The sequence below is a fragment of the Streptomyces cynarae genome (genome assembly GCF_025642135.1).
In the GTDB taxonomy this organism is placed as follows: Bacteria; Actinomycetota; Actinomycetes; order Streptomycetales; family Streptomycetaceae; genus Streptomyces; species Streptomyces cynarae.
Genome location: NZ_CP106793.1, coordinates 5,522,442 through 5,548,560 on the forward strand (window position 1 = coordinate 5,522,442; position 26,119 = coordinate 5,548,560).

A 26,119-nucleotide genomic window follows, 5' to 3' on the forward strand; every position below is an offset into this window, starting at 1 on the left:
TGCCCACCACCCCTGGGACACCGTGCCGCGATCACCCCTGCCCCGAACCCCATGGAATTACGAGAAGCAAGAGGACCCCCTGTCATGCCCATGCCCTTCTCCTCGCTCGCGGCGTCCCCCACGCCACCACCCCCACCCCACACCGGCGGCCTGCTCGCCCTCGTCCACGGCACCGCCGGCCTGCTCACCGTCGCCGCGCTCGGTATCGTGCTGCTGCTCGTCCTGATCATCAAGGTGAGACTCCAGCCCTTCGTGGCGCTGCTCGCGGTCTCCATAGCCGTCGGCCTCGGCGCGGGCCTGTCGGTCACCGAACTCTTCGGCACGGTCCAGCGCTCCGACGCCGTCTCCCTCATCGAGTCCGGCATGGGCGGCACCCTCGGCCATGTCGCCATCATCATCGGACTCGGCACGATGCTCGGTGCGGTCCTCGAGGTCTCCGGCGGCGCCGAAGTGCTGGCGTCCAGACTGCTGGGCCTGTTCGGCGAGCGGCGCGCACCCCTCGCCATGGGCCTGACCGGCCTGATCTTCGGCATCCCGGTCTTCTTCGACGTCGGCATCTTCGTCCTCGCGCCGATCGTGTACGCGGCGGCGAAGCGGGGCGGCAAGTCGATCCTGCTCTACTGCCTGCCGCTGCTCGCGGGCCTGTCCATGACCCACGCGTTCCTGCCGCCGCACCCGGGCCCGGTCGCCGCCGCCGGTCTGCTCAAGGTCGACCTCGGCATGGTCATCCTGATGGGTGTCCTCTGCGGCATCCCGGCCGTGCTGGCCGCGTGGGCGTGGTCCGCGTGGATCGGCCGGCGGATCTTCGTCCCGGTGCCGCAGGACATGGTCGAGGCGGCCGAGGAGGCGAAGGCGGCGCTCGAGCGGGAGCAGCGGGCGGCCGGTGTGACACCGCCGGAGAAGCCCGTACCGCTCTCGATCGTCTTCACGATCATCGGTACACCCCTGGTCCTGATCCTCCTGGCCACCTTCTCCTCGATCGCCTTCGACCCTTCGACACCCCGCTCGGTCATCGAGTTCTTCGGCCACCCCTTCGTGGCGCTGACGATCGCGCTGCTGCTGGCGTACTACCTGCTGGGCATCCGTCGCGGCTGGTCCCGCAAGTCGCTGGAGACGGTGTCCACCGCCTCGCTCAAGCCGGTCGGCAACATCCTGCTGGTGGTCGGCGCGGGCGGGGTCTTCGGCGCGGTCCTCAAGGGCAGCGGGGTCGCGCAGGCGCTCTCCGACACCTTCCACGACGTGGGTCTGCCGGTGATCGTGCTGGCGTACCTGATCTCCCTGGTCCTGCGTGTGGCCCAGGGCTCGGCGACGGTCGCGATCGTCACGACGGCGGGCATCGTCGCGCCGCTGCTGACGGAGGACCACCACTCGCAGGCGTTCACGGCCTTGGTCATCATGGCCATCTCGGCCGGCTCGATCTTCGCCTCGCACGTCAACGACGGCGGCTTCTGGATGGTCGCCAAGTACTTCGGGATCAGCGAACGGGACACGCTGCGGACGTGGACCGTGCTGGAGAGCGTGCTGTCGGTGGCCGGGTTCGCGGTGGCGGCGGTGGTGAGCCTCTTCGTCTAGCCGTCCGGTGATACGACATGAGGGCCGGACGCAAGACACCCGGGACGTAGGACATCGGGCTGGATTCGTATAACGATGCAGGGGCTGGCTGTGTCCGGCACAGGATCTTGGACCATACTGCCCGCTGTGGAGCAGCGCATTGGTTCGAGCAGCCAGCCCCTGGACGGCGCCGGGATCGACCCGGCCTTCATCCCCGGGCTCACCTCACCCGTGTCCGTGGACCAGAAGGACTCCGTCGAACCGGACGACTCCGTGGAGCCGGAGGACTCCGTAGAGCCGGAAAATGTGGTTCCGGAGAAGGAGGCCGCCGTCGGGGCACCGGAGCAGGAGGCCGCCGCCGAGGAAGTCCCCGGCGAGGAGTCCCCCGGCGGGGAGCAAGAGGCCCCTGACGGCCCGGTGTTCGAGGCCGCGGACCGCCGCGCCCGGATCGTCGCCGACCGCAGCGGTGTACGACTCCGCCTGGACGACCAGGAGTGCGAGTTCCGCTGGGACGAGATCGGCGCAGTGGAGACGGAGACCGCGCGCTTCGGGAAGCGGTTCACGGTGACCGTGCACACCCCGGAACGCCGCTGGTACCCCATCGAGATCGAGGCCGACTCCCGCGCACGCTTCGAGGAGTGGGAGACCCGGCTCGACGAGGTGCTGGACGCGTACTTCGAGGACGGCGAGGAGGAACCCGCCGCCGTCGAGAAGGACGACGACTGACCATGGGATTCGGTCCCCCTGGATACGGGCCTGCTGGACACAATCCCCCTGTATCCGGTCCCCCTGTATCCGGTCCCCCTGTATCCGGTCCCCCCGTATCCGGTCCCCCTGGATACGGCCACCCCTCGCCACCGGCCGGACCGCCGGGCTTCGGACCGCCGCCACCGGCCTACACCCCTTACCCGTCGTACGCTCCCTCGGCACCCCAGGTGCCATCTGGACCCGACTTCCTGGCCGCCGACCGTCACAACTCGGTCGTGGTGGACGCCGCGGGCGTCGCCTTCGAGATGCGCGGTCTGACGGCGGACTTCCCGTGGCCGGTGATCCGTAGCGTCCACTACCGCCCCGGTGCCGACGAGAAGGTGCTGATGGTGGCGGTCGTGCACGTCGACGGCCGCGTGTTCGAGTGCGTGGTGAACGCCAAACGCCGCGAGGAGTCGCAGCAGTGGTTCGCCCAACTGGCGGCAGTGCTAGGGCACTACCGCCCGATGGGCTGACTCACAGGCAGCCGGTCCGCCCGCTCCGTCCGCTCCGTGTCCGTGGGCACGCCGACCGCTGTCCACGCCCGGAGCACCGCGTCGCGCTCCTTCGTGCCAAGGCGTGGAGTCCCCGTCCGATCAACTCGGCTGAGCCGAATTCAGGCCCACCCGCCATATCCTCCTTCAGCATGTCGTCATGGTCCTCAGTTGGCGTGTCCGGAACGGCATCCCAGCCGCGCCGGTTAATCTTCGGGCCCGAGGGATTGCCCGAAAAGAAATTGACCACGTCGGCCGGCGAAAAAGGTTTGCCTCATTTAAAACTGGCGTGGTGCGCTCGAGAGGATGCGGACCATTGCACGACTTTTCTCGTCGCGGCCTGCTCAAGGCGACCGCGGCCGCCGGTGCAGGCGCGGTCGCTGTGCCGGGCGTTATGGCCGCGGAGGCCCCGAGCGCGAGCGCCGCCACCAAGAGGCCCGGAGGCGCGAAATGCAAACCGGCGGAGCTGACCGGCCGCATCGTCCGCCCCAACGACTCCGGGTACACAGATGCGCGCCTCGGCTGGGACCAACTCTTCTCTCACTACCCGCTGGTCATCGTCTTCGCCCAGAACACCCAGGACGTGGTCAACGCCCTGACGTGGGCGCGGCAGAATGACGTCGCGCTGCGGGTGCGGAGCGGCCGCCACAGCCTTGAGGGCTGGTCGAACGTGGACAACGGCCTCGTGATCGACATCAGCGAGCTGAAGTCGGTCCACATCGACGCCGGCTCTCACATCGCGACAGTCGGCGCCGGGCTCAACCAGTTGGAAGCGGTGACCACGCTCGCGAAACAGAACCTCGCGGTGACCACCGGAACGGAGGGCAGCGTAGGCCTGTCCGGTGCGACGCTCGGCGGCGGATTCGGCTTCCTCACCCGCTGGCTCGGCATGGCCTGCGACAGCCTCGTGGGAGCCGAGATCGTCGTCCCGTCGGGTGACGAGTGCGCCGAGGTGATCAAAGCGGATCTGCATCACGACTCGGACCTGCTCTGGGCGCTCCGCGGGGCGGGGAACGGCAACTTCGGAATCGTCACGTCGCTCACCTACAAAGTGGCGCCGCTGAAGAGCGTCACTTATCTGACGGCGACATGGAAGGGCATCGGGGACCTCCATGCCATCTTCGACGCATACCAGCGTACGGCGCCGACCACCGACGACCGCCTCGGAACCCAACTCGAGATCCACAGAAACCAGATCTTCCTGTTCGGGGTTCTCCCCGAAGGAACGCCGGACGAGGCGAAGCAGTTGCTGGCTCCGATCCTGTCGATCGACAGCCCCGACGTCACTACGCAGGTCGGTAACTGGGGTGACGTATATGCAGGGTTCCAGATTCCGACCGAGCTCGAACCCGCGAACTGGAAGTTCTTCTCGCAGTTCACCAGAAAGCCGTTCCCGAGCGAAGCGATCGACATCGTCACCTCGTTCGTGAAGGACGCCCCGACGGATGACACCAACTTCTTCGTCCAGGCCTTCGGCGGGAACGTCAGGAAGAGTCCCCGCGGCGGCACCGCGTTCCCGCACCGCGACGCGCTCTTCTACTCCGAGCCCGGCGTCGGCTGGGGAAAGCGTGGAACCCAGCCAGGCGTCTGCGACCCGCTCACCTCGCGGTGCCAGGCCTGGATCGCCGAGTTCAGCCAGGCGCTACGCCCCTACGTGAACGGCGCCTACGTCAACGTGCCGAACATCGGGCAGCAGGACTGGGAAACCGCCTACTGGGACTCCAACTTCGACCGGCTGCGCGAAATCAAGGCGAAGTACGACCCGCACAACGTCTTCCAGTACGAACAGAGCATCCCGCCCGCATCGTCCCGGTCAGAGCACGAGCACCGGTGACCTGCATCAGCCCGGTGCGACTGACCGTTGCCCGCGCGACCCCCATCTCCATCACCCGATGCACGGGTCATGCGCGGTCAGTACGTCCAGGAACGCCAGCGTCGCCGGGCTCGGATTGAAGTCACTCCAGACCAGGTGTTCGACCCTCACCGGCCCGTCGGCGACCGGAACCGTGACCACGTCCCGCACATGGTGGGTGAACGCCGCCGGCAGGAGGGCGACCGCGAGGCCCTGCCGGACGATACGCGTCATCAGGTCCGCGGCCGTGACCTCGAACGCGACTTCACGGCCGAGGCCGGCGGCGGTGAAGGCCTGGTCGCTCTGAGCGCGGCCAGGCGTGCCGGCTGGAAAGTCGACGAATGTCTCCTCGGCCAACCGCGCCAGGTCGACCTCGGCGGCGGCGGCGAGCGGGTGTGCGGTGCCGACGACGGCCACGAGCCGGTCGCGGGCCAGCTCCCGTGCCCGCACGCCGAGCGGGCGGTCGGTCTCGGGCAACCCCAGGAAGGCGACGTCGAGTCCGCCCTCGCGCACCCCGGCCGCCAGTTCGTCGCTCGAGCCGACGCGCAGCGCGATCCGTACCCGCGGATGCTCGTCGCGGAACCGGTGCAGCGCGGCCGGGACATCGACCGCGGCGACGGTCGGGATCACTCCGACGGCCAGACGGCCGCGTACCTCTCCCACCGCTGCCGCGGCGTCCACGCTCGCCCGCTCGGCCGCCTCCAGGCACTGCCGGGCGGCGGGCAGAAAGGCCTCCCCCGCCGCGGTGAGCTGCACCCGGCGGCTGGTGCGCGCGAACAGCTTGAGGCCCAGTTCGCGCTCCAGGTTCGCGATCCGGTGGCTGAGCGCCGACTGGACGACGAAGCACCGCTCGGCGGCCCGCGTGAAGCTGCCGGTCTCGGCCACCGCGAGGACGTACCGCATCTGCTGGAGATCCACACATCGATCTTCCGCAGAGATGGATGCCATGACAAGCATGTGTTGGATTCATCGACGGGGAGGTCCGACAGTGAGCAAGTGACTACGACAAGCATGAACGGGGCCGCGACGGCCGCCCCCGCCGCCCCCGCCGCCCCCGCCGCCCCCGCCGTCCCGGCCGGCCGGGCCGCTGCGACGCTCGCCACGGCGATAGCGCCCGCGGTGTGGGGGACGACGTACAGCGTCACGGCGGAGTTGCTGCCCGAGGGGCATCCGCTGTTCGCCGGGCTCATGCGGGCACTGCCCGCCGGGCTGCTCGTCCTGGCCCTGACCCGCACCCTGCCCCGCGGTGCGTGGTGGGTGAGAGCGGGCGTGCTCGGTGCGCTCAACATCGGCGTGTTCTTCCCGCTGCTGTTCCTCGCCGCCGAGCGGCTCCCCGGTGGTGTCGCCGCCACCCTCGGCGCGGCCCAGCCGATCGTCGTCGCCCTCCTCGCCGTGCCCGTTCTACGGGAACGTCCTTCCGTGTGGCGTCTGGCCTGGGGCGTCATCGGCGTGGTCGGCGTCGGACTCGTCGTCATCGGGCCCACCGCCGCCCTCGACCCGCTCGGCATCGCCGCCGGGCTGGCCGGCGCCGGGGCCATGGCGCTCGGTGTCACCCTCACCAAACGCTGGGGGCGCCCCGCGGGCGTGGGGGCCATGACGCTCGCGGGCTGGCAGCTCACCGCGGGCGGGATCGTGCTGCTCCCCGCCGCGCTGCTCACCGAGGGCGTCCCGGACGGGATCGGCGCTCCGGCGGTGGCCGGTTACCTGTGGCTCGGGCTCGTCGGCGGTCTGCTCGCTTACACCCTGTGGTTCCGCGGCATAGGCACCCTGCCGGTCACCGCGACGGCCCTGCTGGGGCTGCTGTCCCCGCTCGTCGCCGCCGCCCTCGGCGTACTCCTGCTCCGCGAGTCCTTCACCGGCCTCCAGCTGACCGGATTCGTCCTCGCGCTGGCCGCGCTGCTCGCCGGACAGATCACTCCGTCCAGGGCGCGAGGCGCCCGGGTGGCCGTCTCTGCGACACGGGAGGAGAGCCGTCGCGACCCCGGGCTTGCATAATCATGCGAGAGTGTGCATACACTTAGCCTCGTGTCCAAGGTGCTGACTTCCCTGCCTGTCGGTGAACGAGTCGGGATCGCCTTCTCCGGCGGTCTCGACACCTCTGTCGCGGTCGCGTGGATGCGCGAGAAGGGCGCCGTGCCCTGCGCCTACACCGCCGACCTCGGCCAGTACGACGAGCCCGACATCGCCTCCGTGCCCGGGCGTGCCACGGCCTACGGTGCCGAGGTCGCCCGGAGCGTGGACTGCCGGGCCGCGCTCGTGGAGGAGGGGCTCGCGGCCCTGGCGTGCGGCGCCTTCCACATCCGCTCCGGTGGGCGCGTCTACTTCAACACCACCCCGCTCGGCCGGGCCGTCACGGGCACCCTGCTGGTGCGCGCGATGCTCGAGGACGACGTCCAGATCTGGGGCGACGGCTCCACCTTCAAGGGCAACGACATCGAGCGGTTCTACCGCTACGGTCTGCTCGCCAACCCCTCCCTGCGCATCTACAAGCCCTGGCTGGACGCCGACTTCGTCAGCGAGCTCGGCGGCCGGCAGGAGATGTCCGAGTGGCTGCTGGAGCGCGACCTGCCCTACCGGCACAGCGCCGAGAAGGCCTACTCGACCGACGCCAACATCTGGGGCGCGACGCACGAGGCGAAGTCCCTGGAGCACCTCGACACCGGCATCGAGATCGTGCAGCCGATCATGGGCGTGCGGTTCTGGGACCCGGAGGTCGAGGTGGCCCCCGAGGACGTCACCATCGGCTTCGAGCGGGGCCGGCCGGTCACCATCAACGGCAAGGAGTTCGCCTCCCCGGTGGACCTGGTCCTGGAGGCCAACGCGATCGGCGGCCGGCACGGCCTGGGCATGTGCGACCAGATCGAGAACCGGATCATCGAGGCCAAGAGCCGGGGCATCTACGAGGCGCCGGGCATGGCGCTGCTGTACGCGGCGTACGAGCGTCTGGTCAACGCGATCCACAACGAGGACACGCTCGCCGGCTACCACACCGAGGGCCGCCGTCTCGGCCGGCTGCTGTACGAGGGGCGCTGGCTGGACCCGCAGGCGCTGATGCTGCGCGAGTCGCTGCAGCGCTGGGTGGGGACGGCGGTCACCGGAGAGGTGACGCTGCGACTGCGGCGCGGCGAGGACTACTCCATCCTCGACACGACCGGACCGGCGTTCAGCTACCACCCTGACAAGCTCTCCATGGAGCGGACCGAGGACTCCGCCTTCGGCCCGGTCGACCGTATCGGCCAGCTCACGATGCGCAACCTCGACATCGCCGACTCCCGCGCCAAGCTGGAGCAGTATGCCCGGCTCGGCATGGTCGGCGGCAGCCCGGACCCGGCGCTGATCGGCGCCGCCCAGGCGGCCTCGACCGGCCTGATCGGCGCGATGCCCGAGGGTGGCGCGGAGACGATCGCCTCCCGCGGCGAGGGCACCGCCGACGAGGCCGAACTGCTCGACCACGCGGCGATCGAGTCGGGTACCGACTGAGACCCGGACGTCCTGGCACACCGACGGCCCGCCGTCCCCATCGGGGCGGCGGGCCGTCGGTGTGCGTCAGGCCGTACGTGATCCCGTGGCCGCTACGGCAGCGCGTGCACGTGCGGGCCCACCGAGTTCGACCACGCGTTCCCGGACGCCGCGTCCCAGTTCGTCGACCACGTCATCGCGCCCCGGAGGTCCGGGTACGTCTTCGACGGCTTGAACGTGCCGCAGTTCGTTCCCTTCGCCAGGCAGTCCAGGGCGTTGTTCACCACGGAAGGCGACACGTAGCCGCTGCCCGCCGCGCTCGTCGAGGCGGGGACGCCGAGGCCGACCTGCGACGGGGACAGGCCGCCCTGGAGCTGGATGCAGGCCAGGGCCGTCAGGAAGTCCACCGAACCCTGTGAGTACACCTTGCCGTCGCAGCCCAGCATGGAACCGCTGTTGTAGTACTGGGTGTTGACGACCGTCAGGATGTCCTTGACGTTCAGCGCAGTCTGGAAGTACGCGTTCGACGTCGACTGCATGTCGATCGTCTGCGGGGCCATCGTGATCACAAGCGATGATCCCGCCTTCGAAGACAGTTGCCTGAGCGCCTGCGACATGTACGTCGCGTTCAGTCCGTTCTCCAGGTCGATGTCCACCCCGTCGAAGCCGTACGTCTGCATCAGCGCGTACACCGAGTTCGCGAAGTTCGTCGCCGACGTCGCGTCGTTGACCGACACCGTGCCGTTCTGGCCGCCGACCGAGACGACCACCTTCTTGCCCGCGGCCTTCTTCGCGGCGACGTCCGCCTTGAACTGGTCCACCGTGTAGCCGCCCAGGCCGGCCGAGTCGAGGGTGAAGCCCACCGCGCCCGGCGTGCTCGTCGCGTCCGCGAACGCCACCGCGATGATGTCGTACTGCGACGGCACGTCCGAGATCCGCTGCACCGTGGCGCCGTTGTTGAAGTTCTGCCAGTAGCCCGTCACCGCGTGCTTCGGGAGCCCGGTGCCGCCCCCGCCGCCGGACGACGCAGTAGTGGCCGTCACCACCGCCGACTTGGCCGACTCGCCCGCCGCGTTCGTCGCCGTCACCTGGAAGGAGTACGAGGTCGAGGGGGACAGGCCCGTCACCGTCGCGGACGTACCGGTCGCCGACGCCACCTTCGTGCCGCTGCGGTACACGTTGTAGCCCGTGGCGCCCGTCACCGCGTTCCAGGACAGGGACACGGAGGAGGACGTCGTCCCGGAGACCGCCAGGCCCGTGGGGGATGAGGGGACCGTGGGGGAGGGGTCGCCGCCCCCGCCGCCGTCCGGGCCGTACACCGACACGTCGTCCGCGTAGTACGCCGCCTGGCCGTACCAGCCGTGCAGGTACACCGTCACCGACGTCGTCGAGGCGCCCGTCGTGAACGTCGTGGACAGTTGCTTCCAACTCGTCGAGTCGGGCGTCCACGTCGACACGTCCGTCGTGCCCGTCCCTGTCGCGCCCAGGTAGGTGTACCCGCCCTGCACCCATGCGCTCAGCGTGTACGTCGAGTTCGGCTTCACCGGGACCGTCTGGGAGCACTGCGCGTAGTCCTGGCCCGCGGGCGTGGCCTTCAGCGCGGCCGCGCCGCCGTGCACCGGGGAGGGCACCGTCGTGCCGCTGCCCGCCGAGCAGGTCCAGTCGGCGAGGCCCGACTCGAAGCCGGCGTTCTTAGCGTTGTTCACGTCCGCCGCGGCTGCGTGGCCGACGCCCAGCAGGGAGAGGGCGAGCGCGGTTACGGCGGCCCCGGCGAGGGTCCGTCTGCGGCGGGGCAGGGCTGGTACGCGGTCCACTTCGGCCTCCGATGTGGGGAAGGAAAGGGAGGAAGGCGCAGGAGGGCATTGCGGAACGGTGGCCACCGCCTGATGCTCCAAGAATTTGGTCCAGACCAATCCCGGTGTCAAGGGTTCGTGCATCTTCAACGGTCCGGCGGGCGTCCGGAGTTGGGGCATATGCCCCTACTCTGTGTGGATCACGTCCCCACCTTCGGTGAGATGATCTTCCCGATTCTGTGTTGAGCGGGGCATGCCGTGGATATGGTGCTGTTGCAGGACGACGCAACAGAACGTCACAGGGGCCATCTGAGGCGGTGGTTGACCACCCCGCCGCAGTGAACGGGGTGGTGAGCAGCCGTGCCGACCGCGATAGCCGTCACCAGTCCCGACCTGGTGCTCCCACCGCTCGACCGGCAGACACCGCCCGCCGCCGTCCAGCCCCAGCCCACGCTGGAGGCGTCCCTGACCGGCATGCACGCGCTGATCGAGCAGCACGGCTACGTCATCGCCCTGCACCCCGCCTCCGGCGACGATCCGGCCGTGCAGCGGCTGCGCACCGTCCGCTCCGTCCTGGAGAGCGACCGCGTCGCGCTGATCGGCATCGACCTGCCCCCGCTCGGACTCGCGCTGCTCGCCCAGCAGTTACGCCAGCTGTCGGTCTGCGACTTCAGCCCCGGTGTCCTGGCGTCCTCCGCGCGCCTGCTGGCCCACTACATCTACGCCGGCGCCCTCCTCGGCTCGGTCGCCAAGCTCGACCGCGTCCCCGTCCCGCTCGCCTCCCACGCCAAGTCGTGGGTGCCGGGCGCACAGTTCGCCGTGCTCGCGGGCCCCCGCCCCCGGCTGGTCCGCGTCGGTCAGGAGGAGTTACCCGGCCCCGAGTTCGGCACCCGGATGCTCGTCGCCTCCGGGCAGCCGCCCTCCGACTGGGTCACCGCCTCCCTCGCCCCCGCCTGGCGGGTCCAGGGCGTCGGGACCGTGCCGCTGCCCCAGGACTCCGCCCGCTGGTGGGGCACGAACCGGCTCGTCGAGTTCGCGGCCGGGCTGCACGACGTGTCCGTGCTCTACCAGCTCGTGTCGTCCGTACGGCGCGAGACCTGCCACTGGTGCGGACTGGAACTCATCGGCGACCGCTGCGGGTTCTGCGCCGCACCCCTCCCGCCACCCCCCGAACAGCCACCGGCGGCCACGACCGTCCGCGCCGCGCTGCCGCGCGGCGGCACGTAGCCCCGTAAGCGTCGGTCCGCAGTACGTCTCGCACAACGTTCGACCGCTCGACCGCTTGACCGCTCGACCGCTCGACAGTCCGACCGCCCGACCCGCCGTTCCCGCCCCGATCGAGGTTGTCCGCGTCATGAACTCACGCCAGCGCCGCGGCGTCATCCTGCTGGTCCTCTCGGCCCTCGCCGCCGTCGGCGCCTTCGCCGGGGTGCTGTCGGTGATCCGCGACGTGAACTCCAAGGTCGGACCCGAGGTCACGGCGTACCGCCTCAAGAACGGCATCGATCCCTACAAGGCACTCACGCCCGACCAGTTCCAGAAGATCTCCATGCCGAAGCGGTGGCTGCCCGTCACTGCCGTCACCGATCTGGCCCGGATCCGCGGGAAGATCGCCGTGACCCGGCTGGAGAAGGGCTCCCTGCTCCAGAGCGACATGATCGTGGACCGGCCCGAACTCCAGCCGGGGCAGCAGGAGATCGCCATCATGATCGACGCCTCCACCGGCGTCGCGGGCAAGATCGACCCCGGTTCGCGGGTCAACATCTACGCCACCTTCAAAGCCGACAACGACAAGGGCAAGGACGAGTCCAAGGTCATCGTGACCAACGCCCGCGTCCTCGACGTCGGCAAGCTCACCGCCCTCGACCCCGGCCAGTCCAGCGACGACCGGCGGCGCACCGCCACCGAGGCGGTCCCCATCACCTTCGCGCTCGACACGGCGGACGCCCAACGGGTCGCGTACGCCGAGTCGTTCGCCACACACGTCCGGCTCGCCCTGGTCGCGGGCGGCTCCCAGACCACCATCGCGCCGGGCGACCGTACGTACACCCTCGACCAGGACAAGTAGGAGGCCGCGCATGAGGTCCGTACCGGCCCCCAGCGGGCCTGTCCCCACGCTGTCCGACGGTGCGGGGTGTCGCCGATGACCGTCCGCGTCCTCCCCGCCGCCGGCGACCTCGACGCCGCCCGCTCGCTCACCACCCTGCTCGGCCAGCTCCCCGACGCCGAGCCCGCCCCGCCCGTCCACGACTCCACGGCCCTGCTGGACACCCTGGCGCGCCTGGCCGGGGACTCTCTCGACGAGCTGCCCGAGGTCGTCCTCGTGCACGAGCGGATCGGGCCGGTGCCCGCGCTCGACCTGATCCGCGACCTGGTGATGCGGTTCCCCGCGGTCGGGGTCGTCCTCGTCACCGCCGACACCAGCACCGGCGTGCTCACCGCCGCGATGGACTCCGGCGCCCGCGGCATCGTCACCCTGCCCCTCGGCTACGACGCCCTCGCCGAGCGCGTCCAGGCCGCGGCCGCCTGGTCCGCCGGCATGCGGCGCCACCTGAGCAGCGGCGCCCCCGAGCCGTACGCCGGACCCGGAGGGACCGTGGTCGCGGTCACCGGCGCGAAGGGCGGCGTCGGCGCCACGGTCGCGGCCGTGCACCTCGCGCTCGCCGCCCGGGCGTCGGGCCGTACGGTCGCGCTGGTCGACCTCGATCTCCAGTCCGGGGACATCGCCTCGTACCTGGACGTGCAGTTCCGGCGCTCGGTCGCCGACCTCGCCGGGATCGCGGACATCAACCCGCGCGTCCTCCAGGACGCCCTCTACACCCACGACAGCGGCATCGGACTGCTCCTCGCGCCCGCCGAGGGGGAACGCGGGGAGGAGGTCACCGACCGGGTGACCCGCCAGATCCTCGGCGCGCTGCGCTCCCGTCACGACGTGGTGATCGTCGACTGCGGCTCGCAGATGACCGCCGCCACCGCCGCGGCCGTCGAGACCGCCGACCACGCGGTGCTGCTGGTCACCCCGGACGTGGTCGCGGTCCGCGCGGCCAAACGGATGGTCCGCCTGTGGGACCGGCTCCAGATCCGCAAGGCCGAGGAGACGCTGACGGTCGTCAACCGTCACTCGCGCGGTACGGAGATCCAGCCCGCCCTCGTCGAACGCGTCACCGGCACCAAGGTGGCCCGCGCCGCGGTCCCGGCCGCCTTCAAGGAACTCCAGTCGGTCGTGGACGCCGGACGCCTCCAGGACCTCGACGCCCGCTCCACCGTGAAGCAGGCGCTGTGGGCGCTGGCGGGGGAGCTGGAGCTGGTGAAGGCGCAGGAGGGCGGCGGGCGGCGGCGCAGGGCGCCGTCGGACCGGGGCGCGCTGAGCCTGTGGCGCAAGGGTGGCGACCGGGGGTCGGTGACCCTGGAGTTCGCCGGGATGTTCCCGCTCGTGCTGGTCGTGCTGGCGCTGCTGTGGGAGTGCGTGCTGTACGGCTACACGTACTCGCTGGCGGGCAACGCGGCGGACGAGGCGGCTCGGGCGGCCACGGCGGCGTTCGCCGTGGGGGGAGATGTGGCGGGCGCGTGCCAGGCGGCGGGTGCCCGGCATCTGCCGGACGCCTGGCAGGGGGCGGACATCACCTGCACCCCGGCGGGGCCGGTGATGAAGGCGACGGTCCATGCCGACGTCCCGTTGTTCTTCCCGGGCGTCAACCCGGGCTGGCAGGTCGACGGCTCGGCAGGCGCGGCACTGGAGGGGAACGGCCGATGAGGCCCCGCCTCCGCCGCCGAGGGGCGCCCCGGACGGGACGGCCGACCCGCCGCTGGGACGACCGAGGCGTCTCCATGCTCGAGTTCGCCGGCTTCCTGCCCGTCCTCCTCGTCATCGGCATGGCCACCATCCAGCTCGGCCTCATCGGCTACGGCATCAACCAGGCCGGGTCGGGCGCGCGGGCCGCCGCACGGGCCGCCTCACAGAACAGGGACGGGGCAGCCGCGGGCATGGCGTCCGTCAGCGGCTGGCTCAGCCCCGAGGTCAACGCTCCCAAGGGCGCCGACACCGCCACCGCCACCGTCACCGTCCGCGTTCCGGCAGTCATCCCCCTCTTCAGCGGCTGGACCGTCACCCGCCGCGCCACCATGCCCAACGACCCGGAACCCATCATCCCGGGAAGGAGCTGACGACCGGCATGAGCCTCCGCTCCCGTATCGCCGCCCCCGACGACGGGGGAGCCGCCCGTGAGGACGGACACCTCGTCGCGGTCTACCGTGCCAAGCTCCTGGAGGAGATCGACCTCGCCGAGATGTCGAGCCTCGCCACCGCCGAACGCCGGGTCCGGCTCGAACGCGTCCTCGGGCACATCATCAGCCGCGAGGGCCCGGTCCTGTCCTCCGCCGAGCGCTCCCAGCTGATTCGCCGGGTCGTCGACGAGGCCCTCGGCCTCGGCGTCCTCGAACCGCTCCTCGCCGACGCCTCCATCACCGAGATCATGGTCAACGGCCCCGACTCGATCTTCGTGGAGCGGGCGGGCCGCGTCGAACAGCTCCCGCTCCGCTTCGCCTCCTCCGAGCAGCTGATGCAGACGATCGAACGCATCGTCTCCACCGTCAACCGCCGCGTCGACGAGTCGAACCCGATGGTCGACGCCCGCCTGCCCACCGGCGAACGCGTCAACGTCATCATCCCGCCGCTCGCTCTGACAGGGCCCACCCTCACCATCCGCCGCTTCCCGCGCGCCTACACGCTCCCCGAACTCATCGGCCTGGGCTCGCTGGACGAGCAGATGCTGATGCTGCTCGCCGCGTTCGTCCGCGCCCGCTTCAACCTGATCGTCAGCGGCGGCACCGGCTCCGGGAAGACGACCCTGCTCAACGCGCTGTCCGGGCTCATCCCCTCCCAGGAACGCATCATCACCATCGAGGACTCCGCCGAACTCCAGCTCCAGCAGGAGCACGTGATCCGACTGGAGACCCGCCCCCCGAACGTCGAGGGCAAGGGCCAGATCACCATCCGCGACCTGGTCCGCAACAGCCTGCGGATGCGGCCCGACCGGATCATCGTCGGTGAGGTCCGCGGCGGCGAGACGCTCGACATGCTCCAGGCGATGTCGACGGGTCACGACGGCTCCCTCGCCACCGTCCACGCCAACTCGGCGGAGGACGCGCTGATGCGGTTGCAGACCCTCGGCTCGATGTCGGAGGTCCTGATCCCCTTCGAGGCGCTGAAGGACCAGATCAACTCGGCCGTCGACGTGGTCGTGCAGCTCGCCCGGTACCCCGACGGCTCCCGCAAGGTCGTGGAGATCGCACTCGTCGTGTCCCACGGCCGCGAACAGTTCCGCGTCGCCACCGTGTCCCGTTTCGTGCCCCAGCCCCTCGGCCCCGACCGGATCGTCCGCGGCCGTTTCGAACACCTTCCGCTGCCGCGGTCGATCGCGGAGAAGCTGTACGGCGCGGGCGAACCGCTTCCGCCGGCCTTCGGGGTCGCGGACGCCCTCGACGTACTGAACACGAGGCAGGCCATCGGATGATCCCCGCCCACCTCAGGAGCCGGTCATGAACGACCCCGCCCTCCTCGCCCTCGGCGCCACCGTCCTCACCGGCACCCTCGCCGTCGCGGGCGTGCACGCATACGCCTCCGGCCGCGCCCAGCGCCGGGAGCTCGTCGACCGGCTCTCCGGAGCCGCGGGCGGCCCGATCCGCACGGCGGACGGCCGCGTACGGCGCTTTGCGGCCGTGGACCGCAGGCTGCGCCGCACCCGCCTGGGACGCGCCATCCACATGCGCCTCTCGGCGACGGGCCTCGATCTGACGGCGGGGGAGTTCTTCACCTACGTCACCGCCGTCGTCGTGGCACTGTGGCTGATCGCCGCGTCCACCCTGGCGCCCTTCTTCGGCCCGATCGCCGGCCTGGTCGGCATCTGGAGCGCCGCCGTCTTCCTCAACTGGCAGCGGCAGAAGCGCATCGAGGCGTTCATCAACCAGCTGCCCGACGTGGCCCGTCTGCTGGCCAACGCCACGGCCGCCGGACTCGCCCTGCGCACCGCGCTCGCCATGGCGGCGGAGGAGCTGGAGGCTCCGGCGGGCGAGGAACTGGCCCGGGTCGCCGACCAGCTGTCGCTGGGCCGCTCGGTCGACGACGCCCTGGACGAACTGGCCGAACGCCTCCCGTCGCGCGAGCTGATCGTCCTCGTCACCACCCTCGTCCTGGCGAACAAGGCGGGCGGCTCGGTGGTCAACTCGCTGCGCAACCTCACCCAGACCCTGGAGGACCGCAAGGAGACCCGGCGCGAGGTCCGCACGATGCTCTCCGAGGTCAACGCGACGGCCTTCACGGTCCCGATGCTCGGCCTGGGTTCGCTGATCCTGGTCAACTCCTCGAACGAGGGCGCCCTGGCCCGTGTCACCGGCTCCCCGCTCGGCCAGGGCCTGGTCCTGCTCTCCCTCGGCCTCTACACGATCGGCTTCTTCGTCATCCGCCGTCTCGGCAAGATCGAAGTGTGAGGGGGAGAACGCGATGCTTCCGCTGCTCCTCGCCCTGCTGATGGCGGTGTCCGTCGCGGGCGTCCTCCTCGGCATCCGGATGATCCGCGCGGACGTGAGACTTCCGAGCGATCTCGCACTCGCCCTGGAGGTCGGCGCGACCCGGGTCTCCAAGGCGGGCTCGGCGGTCGACCGCCTCGGCATCCGCTTCGCCCCACTCGTGCTGCGCCTCATGGGTCCGCGCCGAGTCGAGGCCAAACGCCGCCGCATCGACATGGCGGGCAACCCCGGCGGCCTGACCCTGAACCGCTACGCCGCACGCCGGGCGGTCTACGGCATCTTCGGCCTGGTCCTCGGCCTGATGTTCCTCACGAACGGCCAACTGCTCTTTGCCGCCGCGACGTTCGCCTTCGGGCTGTTCGCCGCCGACGCCCTGATCTGGCAGGCCATCCGCGAACGCAAGGACGTCATCGACCGCACCCTGCCGGACTTCCTGGACGTCCTCGCGGTCGTCGTCTCGGCCGGCCTCGGCTTCCGGCAGGCCCTCGACCGGGTCGCGGAGAAGTACGAGGGCCCCTGGGCGGACGAGCTGCGCATCACCCTGCGTCAGATGGACATGGGCGTCAGCCGCCGCCAGGCCTTCGACGAACTGCGCAGGCGCAACTCCTCCGAACAGGTCGCACAGTTCGTCTCCGCGCTGCAACAGGGCGAGGAACTGGGCTCGCCCATCGCCGAAACCCTCATCCAGCTGGCCACTGACATGCGCCGCACGGACGCCCAGAACGCCCGCCGCCGCGCCGCCAAGACGATCCCCAAGGCCACGCTGGTCACCCTGGTGTTCATGCTCCCGGCGACGATGATCCTGATCGCGACGGGGATGTTCCTGGGGTCGGGGACGGACTTCGGATCGATTCTGGGCCGATGACGATGAGCCGCACGAGTCACCCCGCCCCCGGGTACTTGGAGGACGACGCCCCCGCTCCCGCCAGCGTCCGCCTCCAGCTCGGCGCGCTCCAGGCGCTGTGCCGCCAGACCGTGGCCGTACGCCTCGCCCTGATCCTGATCGGCACACCCTTCGCCCTGGCCAACACGCCCGAAGACGGCCCCCGCCACGCCGTCGTCGCGGCAGCCGTCCTCGGCGTCACGGCCTCGTACGCCGTGCTCCGTGACTGGGACCGCGTGGGCCCGCGCCTCCTCGCGCACCCCACGCTGATGGCGCTGGACCTGCTCTTCGTCGCCACACTGCTCCTGACCGCCTCCCCGGCCTCCCCCCTCGCGTACGCCACGGCCTGCACGCCCTTGCTGTCCGGCCTGCTGTACGGCTGGCGCGGCGCCGGGGTCCTCACGGGTCTGCAACTCGCGGTGGTGTTCTCGGTCTTCCGGGCTTGGGAACACCACCCCGGCGCGGCCACCAGCACGCTCCTCATCGCCGGTTTCTGCGTCGCCGCCGGCATCATCGGCGTGACCTTGCGCAACCTGATGTTCCGTTTCGGCGCGGCCGGCGAGGCGCTGTCCCAAGCCAATGCCCGCCTGGCCGCTGCGGAGGCGGTGGAGTCCGAACGGGCCCGCCTGGCCAGGGAGATGCACGACTCGGTGGCGAAGACGCTGCACGGCCTGGCCCTGGCGGCACAGGCACTGGCAGCCTCGGCGGAACACGGCGACCCGGACACGCTCAAGCGCCAGGCCACGCTGGTCGCCGGGGCCGCACGCAGAGCGGCGGCGGAGTCCCGCGACCTGCTCTCCGACCTGCGCCGCCGTACGGGCGTCACACCGGATCACCTGGACCTGGCGGCCGAACTCGCCCTCCTGAGGGAGGATTTCGAGAACCGCACCGACACGCCAGTGGCCCTGAGAGGACCGGACGCCCTCCCGCTCCTGCCGTACACGACCGCCCAGCACGTCCTGGCGATCGTCTCGGAGGCGCTGGAGAACACCCACCGCCACGCCCGAGCGAGCCGGGTACGGATCGAACTCGAGGCGCCCGGCAACGCGGCGCTGGACCTGCGGGTGGAGGACAACGGTGTCGGTCTGCCCCCGTCGACCACGGCCGAGAGCCTGGCGAAAACCGGCCACTTCGGGCTGCTCGGCATGACGGAACGCGCCGCGTCACTGGGCGGCCACCTCAGCCTGGGCCGCTCACCGCTGGGCGGCGCCGAGATCCACCTGCACGTCCCCCTCCCCGCGACCGCTTCCCCCACCCCGCAAGAGGAGGCCGCACATGCCTGACCTGCCTGACCAGGCACATCCCGGCCCGCGTCTGCGCGTCCTCGTGGCCGACGACAATCCCGTCGTCCGGGCGGGCCTGACCGCCCTGCTGGCCGTCCACCACGACATCGAGGTGGTAGCGGAGGCGGCGGACGGCACGCAGGCCCTCATGTACGCCGCCCGGCACCGTCCCGACGTCGTCCTCCTGGACCACCGCATGCCGGGCACGGACGGCCTGACGGCACTGCCGCGACTGGCCGCCCAGGCCCCCGTGATGATGCTGACGTACAGCAGAGAACCCGAGGTGGTGGCGGAGGCACTGCGCCGCGGGGCCTCGGGCTACCTGGTCCACGGGGAGTTCACCGCGGCGGAACTGATCGCGGCCGTACGGGGTCTCAGGGAGGGCCGACGGACGGTGTCCCCGTGCGCTGTCCGGTCTTCGCTCGGCGTTTCCTACGAAGAGAAGGAAGTCTCTTCGCACCTGCAACCAGTTGTGGCACAGTCGTCGGGGGTTCCGCCCGCCCGGGCGGGGGGACTGCGGCGCCGTGCCGCGGGGTGGCCGGCCTTCGGGCTGAGTTCGAGGGAGGTGGAGGTCATGGACCTCATCGCGGCCGGTATGAACAACCGGCAGATCGCCGCCGCCTGCTTCATCAGCGAGAAGACGGTCAAGAACCACATCAACCGCATCTTCGCGAAGCTGCACAGTTCATCGCGGAGCGAAGCGATCGCTCACTGGCTCGGGACGGCTCGCGAGGGGTGGAGCCGATGAGCGCGCCGACGCCCGGAAGTTGGGCCCCTGGGCCCACGAAGAGTGAGGGAGCTCTCACCTACGGTGTTTCGGTTGGTGGTTGCCGCATCGGGTGGGAGGGCCGGGGCCATGATGAGCAGGATCAGGCGCGGGGTGGGCACGTGGGGGCGGACCGTGGTGGCCCGGATGCGGGGGGCCGGGCGGGATGCGGGGGCGGGGTTCGTGGAGTATGCGGGGCTGATGATCATCGTCGCCGCCATCTTCACCATGGTCCACGGCTTGGGTCTCGACAACATCATCTCGCAGGCGATTTTGCGCGCCGTGAACAACGTCACCGGCGGCTGACCCTCACCCAGCGGCTGAACGACCGTGGACAGACCCTCCCTATCTACATCTGGCTGACCGGGATCCTGCTGTTCGCCGCGTTCGCCTTCTTCGCCTTCGCACAAGCAGCGTCTGCCCGCAACGGAGCTCAGTCCGCGGCGGACGCCGCCGCTTTGGCGGCGGCACAGGATGCCCGCGACCAACTGATGGACCGTCTCGAGGCCGTCATCGGGCAGGATGACGACTGGCTGACCTGGTTGGGCGGCAGACTGCCCGCTGACGACGGGACCCCCACCGCCGCCGCGCAGCGATTGGCCGCTGAGAACGACTCGACCGTCGAGGGCGGAATCCAGCCGGTAACCAGGGGTGGCTATCCCGGATTCCAGGTGGCTGTGCGGACGAACTACACGGTGGGTGACTCGGTCATTCCCGGCACGGAGGGCATCCATGCGAGGGCCCATGCCATTGCAGTCATCCAACCACGATGCGACTTCGACTCGAACGCTGATCCCAAGAAGCCCGTGCAACTGAACTGCGACGGCCAGATCGTGGACATCGACCCTAAGGATTTCAAACCAGTCGACCTTCCTGACGCGTCCGTGCTGTTCTCCGTATATCTGGCCGAGTGAAAGGAAGCCGTACCGATGGACTTTCGGCACACCCTGAAGGGCCGCAGGGCGCTGAGTGCGGTCGCGGTGGCGACTGGGCTGCTCCTCACGGTGGCCGGTTGTGGTGGAGGAGGTGACGACACGTCGGACAAGGGAACGACGACTGCGTCCGCTCCTGCCCGGAGCAGCAGCAACGGACATCAGGAGCAATCGCAGGCACCTCAGTCGGAGGCGGCGCTCGCTGAGGTGAAAGGGGAGAATGGCCTGACCTTGACAGTTACCTCCGCCAAGCGCGACAACGGGGGTTTCGTAACAGTTGAGGGAACCGTCACGAACAACACTGGCAGCCCGTGGGTCGGGGGCACGTGGCGCGGAGACGAGCAGGAACTGGCCAAGAATGGCGGGTCAATCGCCGGTGCCAGCCTGATCGATCAGAAGGGCAAGAAGAGGTACCTCATCTTGCGTGACACTTCCGGCCGCTGTCTCTGCACGCAATTCAGTGGTGGAGTCAAGAACGGTGAGACCGTGCAGTGGTTCGCTCAGTTCCCCGCACCGCCCCAAGGCACCGACAAGGTCGACTTCCAGGTCGGCTCCATGCCCCCTGCTTCCATCGACATCTCCGAGGGGTGACCGACCCATGCGCCGCCCCCACCGACCGGCCACTGTGCTGACGTGTCTGACGGCCCTCATGTTGGCAGGTGGTCCCACAGCCGTCGCCGACGACAACCCCAGCGCACCCCCCGGCGCCGTGACCACCTCCCCACCCCCCTCCATCGACCCCGCCAGCCCGGGTCTGAAGCTCGCTGATGGGGCCGCTCTCGCGCCCGCCAAGGTGTTGGACATCAAGTCCGTCGTGGAGGACCTCGGTGGTGAGGAGCGCCGCGAGGACACCAACGAGAACGTCACCTTCGCGCTCCAGGCGGAAGTGCTGTTCCCCAAGGACAGCTCCAAGCTGAACCCGGAGGCGCGTTCCCGTATCGACGCGATCGCGGACGAGATCAAGAAGCAGAACGGGACCACCGTCCGCGTCTTCGGCTTCACCGACAACCTCGGCTCGTACGCCCACGGCCTGACCCTGTCCAAACAGCGCGCGGAGGCGGTCCACGACCAACTGGCCGCCCGCCTCGGCGGCAACGTCACCTTCGAGGTGCGCGGCTACAGCGAGGACTACCCGATCGCGGACAACTCCACGGAAGAGGGCCGCCGCAAGAACCGCCGGGTGGAGGTGTCGTTCCCGAGGGGAGGCTCGGCGGGTGCCGGTACGTCGGGCGACGGCGGCGCGGCGATTTCCGGTGGCTGACACTCCGGGAGGAACCGATCAGGAGACGCCTGCGCTGAGTACCGTGGGCGCCGGTGCCGGTCGAACGTCGATGAGGTGGACCATGAGGAAGATCGTCCTGATGATGTCGGTGTCCCTCGACGGCTATATGGAGGGTCCGAACCGCGAGATCGACTGGCATCTCGTCGACGAGGAACTCCACCAGCACTTCAACGACGTCCTGAAGGAGATGGGCGCCTTCCTCGATGGGCGGGTCACCTACGAGCTCATGGCCGGCTACTGGCCCGACGCCGACCGGGACCCCGACGCCTCCGCCTCCGTCGTCGAGTTCGCACGCATCTGGCGGAACATGCCGAAGGTCGTGTTCTCCCGCACCCTCCAGCACGCCGACCGGCACACCACCATCGTCCGGGACGTGGTCGTCGACGACATCCTCGCGCTCAAGGCACAGGAGGGCGGCGACCTCGCGCTCGGCGGTGCCGAACTGGCCGCGGAGTTCCTGCGGCACGACCTCGTCGACGAGTTCCGCGTGTACGTCCACCCGGTCCTCCTCGGCCGCGGCAAACGACTGTTCCCGGAGGGCGACGCACTCACCGCCCTCCGGCTGATCGACTCCCGCCGGTTCGGCAACGGTGTCGTGCTCCTGCACTACGAGCGCCCCGAGACGGGCCGCCCGTAAAGGTGTTGCCCGGCCGACATCCGCTGGGTAGGAAGGCCGCATGACTGGACTCGGTGCTGTGTTCCGCCCCCAACTGCCCCCGGAGCGACTGCGGACGATCGCGCGGCTCGCGGAGGAGGCGGGCCTGGAGGAGCTGTGGCTGTGGGAGGACTGCTTCCTGGAAGGGGGAATCTCCACGGCGTCCGCCGCGCTCGCCTGGACCGAAAGGCTGCGCGTGGGCGTCGGACTGCTGCCCGTCCCGCTCAGGAACGTCGCGCTCACCGCGATGGAGGCCGCCACGCTGGAGCGCATGTTCCCCGGGCGGGCCGTCCTCTGCGTCGGGCATGGTGTCCAGAGCTGGATGGGGCAGGTCGGTGCCCGCGCCGAGTCGCCCATGACGCTGCTGAGGGAGTACCTGGACGCGCTGCGGGCCCTGCTGCGCGGCGAGCGGGTCACCACGGACGGGCGGTACGTGAAGCTGGACGACGTCGCCCTGGACTGGCCGCCGGCGCAGGCCGTCCGCGTCCTCGCCGGGGTCACCGGTCCGCGGTCGCTGCGGCTGTCCGGTGAGGCGGCGGACGGCACGCTCCTCACCGCCGCCACGTCACCGGAGGGCGTGCGGGCGGCCCGTGGGATCGTCGACGAGGGACGCGCGGCGGCGGCCGCAACGACCCCCACCCCGTCGTCGTCTACCTGCGTGCCGCCACCGGCCCGGACGCCGCCGCCCGGGTGCGCGCCGAGATCGAGCAGGAGGGCGGGGCGACACATGGCGTGGCCGGGGACGCGGGCACGGTCGCCAAGGCCGTGCAGCAACTCGCGGAGGCGGGTGCCGACACGGTGGTCCTGCAGCCGACCGGCGACGAACCGGACCCGGAGGGGTTCGTGCGGTTCGTGGCCGAGGAGGTACGGCCGCTCGTGCCGTAGGCCGGCCGGCCCGCTGGGCCGGTTCCGGCGCTGGGCCGGTCACCCATGATCCGGTCACCCGTAAATCGGTCGCGTCCGGTTCCGTGGCGCTGGGAAGATCACGGCATGTCCTCCCACCGTTCGTTCGAAGAGCTCGTCCGCGAGGCCGTCGAGGCCCCCGTCGAGGGCTGGGACTTCTCCTGGTTCGAGGGGCGGGCCACCGAGGAGCGGCCGCCGTGGGGGTACGCCCGGTCGATGGCGCGGCGGCTCGCCCGCGCGTCCGCCGCGCTCGACGTCCAGACCGGGGGAGGGGAGGTCCTGGCTTTCGCGCCGACGCTGCCGCCGGTCATCGTCGCCACCGAAGGGTGGCCGCCGAACGTCGCCAAGGCCACCGCTCTGCTGCATCCGCGCGGTGCGGTGGTCGTCGCCTCGGCGGAGGACGCGCCGCTTCCGTTCGCTGACGCCGCGTTCGACCTGGTCACCAGTCGGCACCCGGTGCGCACCTACTGGGACGAGATCGCACGTGTGCTGCGCCCCGGCGGCACGTACTTCTCGCAGCAGGTCGGCCCGGCGAGCGCCTTCGAGGTCGTCGAGTACTTCCTTGGACCGCAGCCGGAGGAGGTGCGCGGCGGACGCGATCCGCGGCGGGCGTGCGCGGAGGCCGAAGCGGCCGGACTGTACGTCGCGGATCTGCGGGAGGCCCGGTTGCGCATGGAGTTCCACGACATCGGGGCCGTGGTGCACTTCCTGCGCAAGGTGATCTGGATGGTGCCGGACTTCACCGTGGAGCGGTACGAAGACCGGTTGCGGTCCCTGCACGAGCGGATCGTGTCGGAGGGGCCGTTTGTCGCGCACAGCACGCGGTTCCTGATCGAGACGCGCAAGCCGGGGACGTAGATTTTCTGCATCGTTATGGGGGCCGACTCCCGTCGGCCGCGGTGGCTCGTATAAGTTCAGACCAAGGTAAATTCGCGTAAGTGAAGCTGCGCGGGCGGAACCGCGCAGTGGAGGGGGCTGCGCGGTGCCGCCCTCCGCGCCGGTACCGCGTCACGGATCCCGTACGGCGACTCGTACGCCGCGTCTGATCCCCCAGCGCTCCATCGCCCCGGCCTCCGCCTCCAGGACGTGGCGCGCACGCGGGCGGGGCAGGCCGATGCGGCCCGGCGGCATCGTCCGTACCGCCAGGACCCGCAAGGTCCGGTCCAGATACGCCACATCGATCGGGAAGCGCATCCCCAGGGTGTGCACCGCGCTCGCCGGACTCAGCAGCAGCGCGCCGTCGATCCCGTCGCGCCCGAGCAGCCCGCGCCGGCGGGCCCGCGCGGACCGTGCGACTTCCAGTGGCACCGGGTGCGGCGTCTCCGCGGTGGTGAGCATGGGCACGACTGCGACGTTAGCGACGGCGTCAAGTGGCGCTCCTGGCGCGAGTCACTCGGGCGGAGTATGGCCGAGCGTGTCGTCATGCGCCCCACAAAGAGGCGCGCACCCCTTGGATCCCTTGGGTTTCGGCCGGATTACCCGGGAATCCGCCGGATTTCGGCCATGATCAGGCGCTGAATGAGGGGTTCCGGGGCCATCGGGGCGTTGCCGGATGATTTCGGAGAGTAGTTGTTGTACGCCGATGCGCGCGGGATCCCTTACGAAGGGTTATGGTGGAAACCCCCCCTCGGGCCGGTCCGTCTCCCCCCCACGGACCGGCCCGTTTTCCTTTTCGCCCGCGGGCGGCCCCTGCGCCGCGCATCACCGAAGGTCTCGCCCCCGCCGCCCCTGCCCGTTCCGCCCGGAGTCCGCCCCCAGAGCCCTGCCCGGGCCGGAGAACGCGGCCTCACGTCCCCCCCGCTGCCGACCCGACCACGTCCTCCCCGGTTCCCAAGTCACCCGAGCAGGGGAAACCCCATCCGGACGAGCTGAACAGACCCGGTTCCGTATCCCCGCACGCGGGTGGGCAATCAGCTCAAATCCCCCCACGCCCGCTCCCATTGACACCCACGAACCCAAACCAACCCGCTGACACCCGTTGGCCGCCCCCGCCCGCTCCGGCGGTAGGCTTCGGCTTCGGGGACCGCCATTTGACGGGGATCGCGCACGACCGCGCCTGTCTGATCCGCACGGAGGGGCTGACAATCACGTGAACCTGCGCGACAAGCTGCGCGGCCTGCTCGTCAGGCTGTACGCACGCCGGGTGGAAGGCCACCTGGACCACGCTCAGGTGCCCAAGCACATCGGCGTCATCATGGACGGCAACCGACGCTGGGCGAAGGCCGCGGGATCGACCACCGCGCAGGGGCACCAGGCCGGAGCCGACAAGATCGAGGAGTTCCTCGGCTGGTGCGCCGAGACGGACGTCGAGGTCGTCACCCTCTGGCTGCTGTCCACGGACAACTTCGACCGGCCGAAGGAGGAGCTGGTCCCGCTCCTCGGGATCATCGAGGACGTCGTCCGCTCCCTCGCCGCCGACGGCCGCTGGCGTGTGCACCACGTCGGCGCGCTCGACCTGCTGCCCGCGCAGATGCAGACCGTCCTCAAGGAGGCCGAGGAGGCCACCGCGCACGTCGACGGCATACTCGTCAACGTCGCCATCGGCTACGGCGGCCGTCAGGAGATCGCCGACGCCGTACGCTCCATGCTCCTCGACGCCCAGGAGAAGGGCACCTCGATGGAGGACCTCGCCGAGTCCGTCGACATCGACATGATCGGCCGGCACCTCTATACGAGTGACCAGCCCGACCCCGATCTGGTGATTCGTACGAGCGGCGAGCAGCGTCTGTCGGGATTCATGCTGTGGCAGACGGCCCATTCCGAGTACTACTTCTGCGAAGTCTTCTGGCCGGCCTTCCGGAAGGTCGACTTCCTGCGCGCACTGCGTGACTACGCGGCGCGGCACCGCCGCTACGGCGGCTAGGACACCCCGCGCGCAGGCCATCGGGACCCGCGTGCCGCCCCTGGCGTCACCCGCCCGGGGGACGGGATGTAACGAGGAGTTCACCGGGGCGCCGTCATATGCCGTGGCATGGCGGCGCATTTTCGAGGGCA

At 70.4% G+C, this 26,119-nt stretch carries 25 protein-coding genes and 1 pseudogene; 23 read left to right on the forward strand and 3 right to left on the reverse strand.

Annotated elements, in window-relative coordinates; translation table 11 throughout:
- Positions 1-90: 90 nt before the first annotated feature.
- The 4 genes from N8I84_RS25345 (at position 91) to N8I84_RS25360 (ending at position 4,626) form a co-directional block, all read left to right on the forward strand.
- The gene (locus tag N8I84_RS25345; protein ID WP_390899053.1) at positions 91-1,572 is read left to right on the forward strand and encodes a GntP family permease; all 1,482 of its coding nucleotides are present in this window, start codon (positions 91-93) and stop codon (positions 1,570-1,572) included.
- Between the two features lie 126 nt (positions 1,573-1,698).
- Entirely contained in the window at positions 1,699-2,277 is a 579-nt protein-coding gene (locus tag N8I84_RS25350; RefSeq protein ID WP_263231735.1) for a hypothetical protein, read from the forward strand.
- A gap of 209 nt (positions 2,278-2,486) precedes the next feature.
- Complete coding sequence (locus N8I84_RS25355) at positions 2,487-2,774, forward strand: hypothetical protein (RefSeq protein WP_263231737.1); 288 nt, start codon at positions 2,487-2,489, stop codon at positions 2,772-2,774.
- Between the two features lie 307 nt (positions 2,775-3,081).
- Entirely contained in the window at positions 3,082-4,626 is a 1,545-nt protein-coding gene (locus tag N8I84_RS25360) for an FAD-binding oxidoreductase (protein ID WP_263231738.1), read from the forward strand.
- Between the two features lie 51 nt (positions 4,627-4,677).
- Here N8I84_RS25360 and N8I84_RS25365 read toward each other — a convergent pair whose 3' ends face one another.
- Complete coding sequence (locus N8I84_RS25365; protein ID WP_263231740.1) at positions 4,678-5,562, reverse strand: LysR family transcriptional regulator; 885 nt, start codon at positions 5,560-5,562, stop codon at positions 4,678-4,680.
- A gap of 78 nt (positions 5,563-5,640) precedes the next feature.
- Here N8I84_RS25365 and N8I84_RS25370 point away from each other — a divergent pair, with 78 nt between their 5' ends.
- Together N8I84_RS25370 and argG are read left to right on the forward strand one after the other, a co-directional pair.
- Positions 5,641-6,639, forward strand: coding sequence for an EamA family transporter (locus N8I84_RS25370; RefSeq protein ID WP_449334046.1), 999 nt, complete (start codon positions 5,641-5,643; stop codon positions 6,637-6,639).
- A gap of 30 nt (positions 6,640-6,669) precedes the next feature.
- Positions 6,670-8,124: an argininosuccinate synthase gene (gene argG / locus N8I84_RS25375; protein WP_263231741.1), complete on the forward strand. Its 1,455-nt coding sequence runs from the start codon at positions 6,670-6,672 to the stop codon at positions 8,122-8,124.
- A gap of 92 nt (positions 8,125-8,216) precedes the next feature.
- Here the strand turns inward: argG and N8I84_RS25380 are convergent, their stop codons facing one another.
- Positions 8,217-9,917, reverse strand: coding sequence for a chitinase (locus tag N8I84_RS25380; protein ID WP_263231742.1), 1,701 nt, complete (start codon positions 9,915-9,917; stop codon positions 8,217-8,219).
- A 339-nt stretch (positions 9,918-10,256) separates the two neighbouring features.
- Here N8I84_RS25380 and N8I84_RS25385 point away from each other — a divergent pair, with 339 nt between their 5' ends.
- The 16 genes and pseudogenes from N8I84_RS25385 to N8I84_RS25460 all read left to right on the forward strand — a co-directional run bounded on the left by N8I84_RS25385 (position 10,257) and on the right by N8I84_RS25460 (position 23,983).
- Positions 10,257-11,123: a hypothetical protein gene (locus tag N8I84_RS25385; RefSeq protein ID WP_263231743.1), complete on the forward strand. Its 867-nt coding sequence runs from the start codon at positions 10,257-10,259 to the stop codon at positions 11,121-11,123.
- A 127-nt stretch (positions 11,124-11,250) separates the two neighbouring features.
- The gene (cpaB, locus tag N8I84_RS25390) at positions 11,251-11,964 is read left to right on the forward strand and encodes a Flp pilus assembly protein CpaB (protein WP_263231744.1); all 714 of its coding nucleotides are present in this window, start codon (positions 11,251-11,253) and stop codon (positions 11,962-11,964) included.
- A gap of 75 nt (positions 11,965-12,039) precedes the next feature.
- Complete coding sequence (locus tag N8I84_RS25395; protein WP_263231745.1) at positions 12,040-13,650, forward strand: AAA family ATPase; 1,611 nt, start codon at positions 12,040-12,042, stop codon at positions 13,648-13,650.
- A 74-nt stretch (positions 13,651-13,724) separates the two neighbouring features.
- On the forward strand, positions 13,725-14,060 hold the full coding sequence (locus N8I84_RS25400; protein WP_263231746.1) for a TadE/TadG family type IV pilus assembly protein: 336 nt from the start codon (positions 13,725-13,727) through the stop codon (positions 14,058-14,060).
- Between the two features lie 8 nt (positions 14,061-14,068).
- Positions 14,069-15,409, forward strand: a complete 1,341-nt coding sequence (locus N8I84_RS25405; RefSeq protein WP_263231747.1) for a CpaF family protein — start codon at positions 14,069-14,071, stop codon at positions 15,407-15,409.
- Between the two features lie 25 nt (positions 15,410-15,434).
- Positions 15,435-16,382 (forward strand): type II secretion system F family protein, encoded by a 948-nt coding sequence (locus N8I84_RS25410; protein ID WP_263231748.1) that lies wholly within the window; start codon positions 15,435-15,437, stop codon positions 16,380-16,382.
- Positions 16,383-16,395: 13 nt separating this feature from the next.
- Positions 16,396-17,286, forward strand: coding sequence for a type II secretion system F family protein (locus N8I84_RS25415; RefSeq protein WP_263231750.1), 891 nt, complete (start codon positions 16,396-16,398; stop codon positions 17,284-17,286).
- Positions 17,283-18,587, forward strand: a complete 1,305-nt coding sequence (locus N8I84_RS25420) for a sensor histidine kinase (RefSeq protein ID WP_390898942.1) — start codon at positions 17,283-17,285, stop codon at positions 18,585-18,587. The genes N8I84_RS25415 and N8I84_RS25420 overlap by 4 nt, the downstream gene beginning before the upstream one ends.
- Positions 18,580-19,335, forward strand: coding sequence for a response regulator (locus N8I84_RS25425; protein WP_263231753.1), 756 nt, complete (start codon positions 18,580-18,582; stop codon positions 19,333-19,335). The genes N8I84_RS25420 and N8I84_RS25425 overlap by 8 nt, the downstream gene beginning before the upstream one ends.
- Before the next feature lie 111 nt (positions 19,336-19,446).
- Positions 19,447-19,659 carry a hypothetical protein gene (locus N8I84_RS25430; protein ID WP_263234882.1) on the forward strand — a complete coding sequence of 71 codons (213 nt, stop codon included), beginning with the start codon at positions 19,447-19,449 and terminating at the stop codon, positions 19,657-19,659.
- Positions 19,660-19,673: 14 nt separating this feature from the next.
- Entirely contained in the window at positions 19,674-20,267 is a 594-nt protein-coding gene (locus N8I84_RS25435) for a pilus assembly protein TadG-related protein (protein ID WP_263234883.1), read from the forward strand.
- Between the two features lie 15 nt (positions 20,268-20,282).
- Complete coding sequence (locus N8I84_RS25440) at positions 20,283-20,876, forward strand: hypothetical protein (RefSeq protein WP_263231754.1); 594 nt, start codon at positions 20,283-20,285, stop codon at positions 20,874-20,876.
- Positions 20,877-20,883: 7 nt separating this feature from the next.
- The gene (locus N8I84_RS25445; protein WP_390898943.1) at positions 20,884-21,546 is read left to right on the forward strand and encodes an OmpA family protein; all 663 of its coding nucleotides are present in this window, start codon (positions 20,884-20,886) and stop codon (positions 21,544-21,546) included.
- Between the two features lie 82 nt (positions 21,547-21,628).
- Positions 21,629-22,204 carry a dihydrofolate reductase family protein gene (locus N8I84_RS25450; RefSeq protein ID WP_263231757.1) on the forward strand — a complete coding sequence of 192 codons (576 nt, stop codon included), beginning with the start codon at positions 21,629-21,631 and terminating at the stop codon, positions 22,202-22,204.
- Between the two features lie 40 nt (positions 22,205-22,244).
- Positions 22,245-23,107, forward strand: a pseudogene (locus N8I84_RS25455) (LLM class flavin-dependent oxidoreductase).
- Positions 23,108-23,212: 105 nt separating this feature from the next.
- Positions 23,213-23,983: a class I SAM-dependent methyltransferase gene (locus tag N8I84_RS25460; RefSeq protein WP_263231758.1), complete on the forward strand. Its 771-nt coding sequence runs from the start codon at positions 23,213-23,215 to the stop codon at positions 23,981-23,983.
- 150 nt (positions 23,984-24,133) lie between these two features.
- Here N8I84_RS25460 and N8I84_RS25465 read toward each other — a convergent pair whose 3' ends face one another.
- Positions 24,134-24,463 (reverse strand): DUF192 domain-containing protein, encoded by a 330-nt coding sequence (locus N8I84_RS25465; protein WP_263234884.1) that lies wholly within the window; start codon positions 24,461-24,463, stop codon positions 24,134-24,136.
- A 751-nt stretch (positions 24,464-25,214) separates the two neighbouring features.
- Here N8I84_RS25465 and N8I84_RS25470 point away from each other — a divergent pair.
- Complete coding sequence (locus N8I84_RS25470) at positions 25,215-25,988, forward strand: isoprenyl transferase (RefSeq protein ID WP_263231759.1); 774 nt, start codon at positions 25,215-25,217, stop codon at positions 25,986-25,988.
- Positions 25,989-26,119: the final 131 nt, after the last annotated feature.

Bases quoted from the DNA above. Each gene is read 5' to 3' on its own strand.
- N8I84_RS25345 (WP_390899053.1), top strand. From the start codon at position 91: ATGCCCTTCTCCTCGCTCGCGGCGTCCCCCACGCCACCACCCCCACCC.
- cpaB (WP_263231744.1), top strand. From the start codon at position 11,251: ATGAACTCACGCCAGCGCCGCGGCGTCATCCTGCTGGTCCTCTCGGCC.
- N8I84_RS25395 (WP_263231745.1), top strand. From the start codon at position 12,040: ATGACCGTCCGCGTCCTCCCCGCCGCCGGCGACCTCGACGCCGCCCGC.
- N8I84_RS25400 (WP_263231746.1), top strand. From the start codon at position 13,725: ATGCTCGAGTTCGCCGGCTTCCTGCCCGTCCTCCTCGTCATCGGCATG.
- N8I84_RS25405 (WP_263231747.1), top strand. From the start codon at position 14,069: ATGAGCCTCCGCTCCCGTATCGCCGCCCCCGACGACGGGGGAGCCGCC.
- N8I84_RS25410 (WP_263231748.1), top strand. From the start codon at position 15,435: ATGAACGACCCCGCCCTCCTCGCCCTCGGCGCCACCGTCCTCACCGGC.
- N8I84_RS25415 (WP_263231750.1), top strand. From the start codon at position 16,396: ATGCTTCCGCTGCTCCTCGCCCTGCTGATGGCGGTGTCCGTCGCGGGC.
- N8I84_RS25420 (WP_390898942.1), top strand. From the start codon at position 17,283: ATGACGATGAGCCGCACGAGTCACCCCGCCCCCGGGTACTTGGAGGAC.
- N8I84_RS25425 (WP_263231753.1), top strand. From the start codon at position 18,580: ATGCCTGACCTGCCTGACCAGGCACATCCCGGCCCGCGTCTGCGCGTC.
- N8I84_RS25430 (WP_263234882.1), top strand. From the start codon at position 19,447: ATGAGCAGGATCAGGCGCGGGGTGGGCACGTGGGGGCGGACCGTGGTG.
- N8I84_RS25440 (WP_263231754.1), top strand. From the start codon at position 20,283: ATGGACTTTCGGCACACCCTGAAGGGCCGCAGGGCGCTGAGTGCGGTC.
- N8I84_RS25445 (WP_390898943.1), top strand. From the start codon at position 20,884: ATGCGCCGCCCCCACCGACCGGCCACTGTGCTGACGTGTCTGACGGCC.
- N8I84_RS25450 (WP_263231757.1), top strand. From the start codon at position 21,629: ATGAGGAAGATCGTCCTGATGATGTCGGTGTCCCTCGACGGCTATATG.
- N8I84_RS25460 (WP_263231758.1), top strand. From the start codon at position 23,213: ATGTCCTCCCACCGTTCGTTCGAAGAGCTCGTCCGCGAGGCCGTCGAG.
- N8I84_RS25465 (WP_263234884.1), bottom strand. From the start codon at position 24,463: ATGCTCACCACCGCGGAGACGCCGCACCCGGTGCCACTGGAAGTCGCA.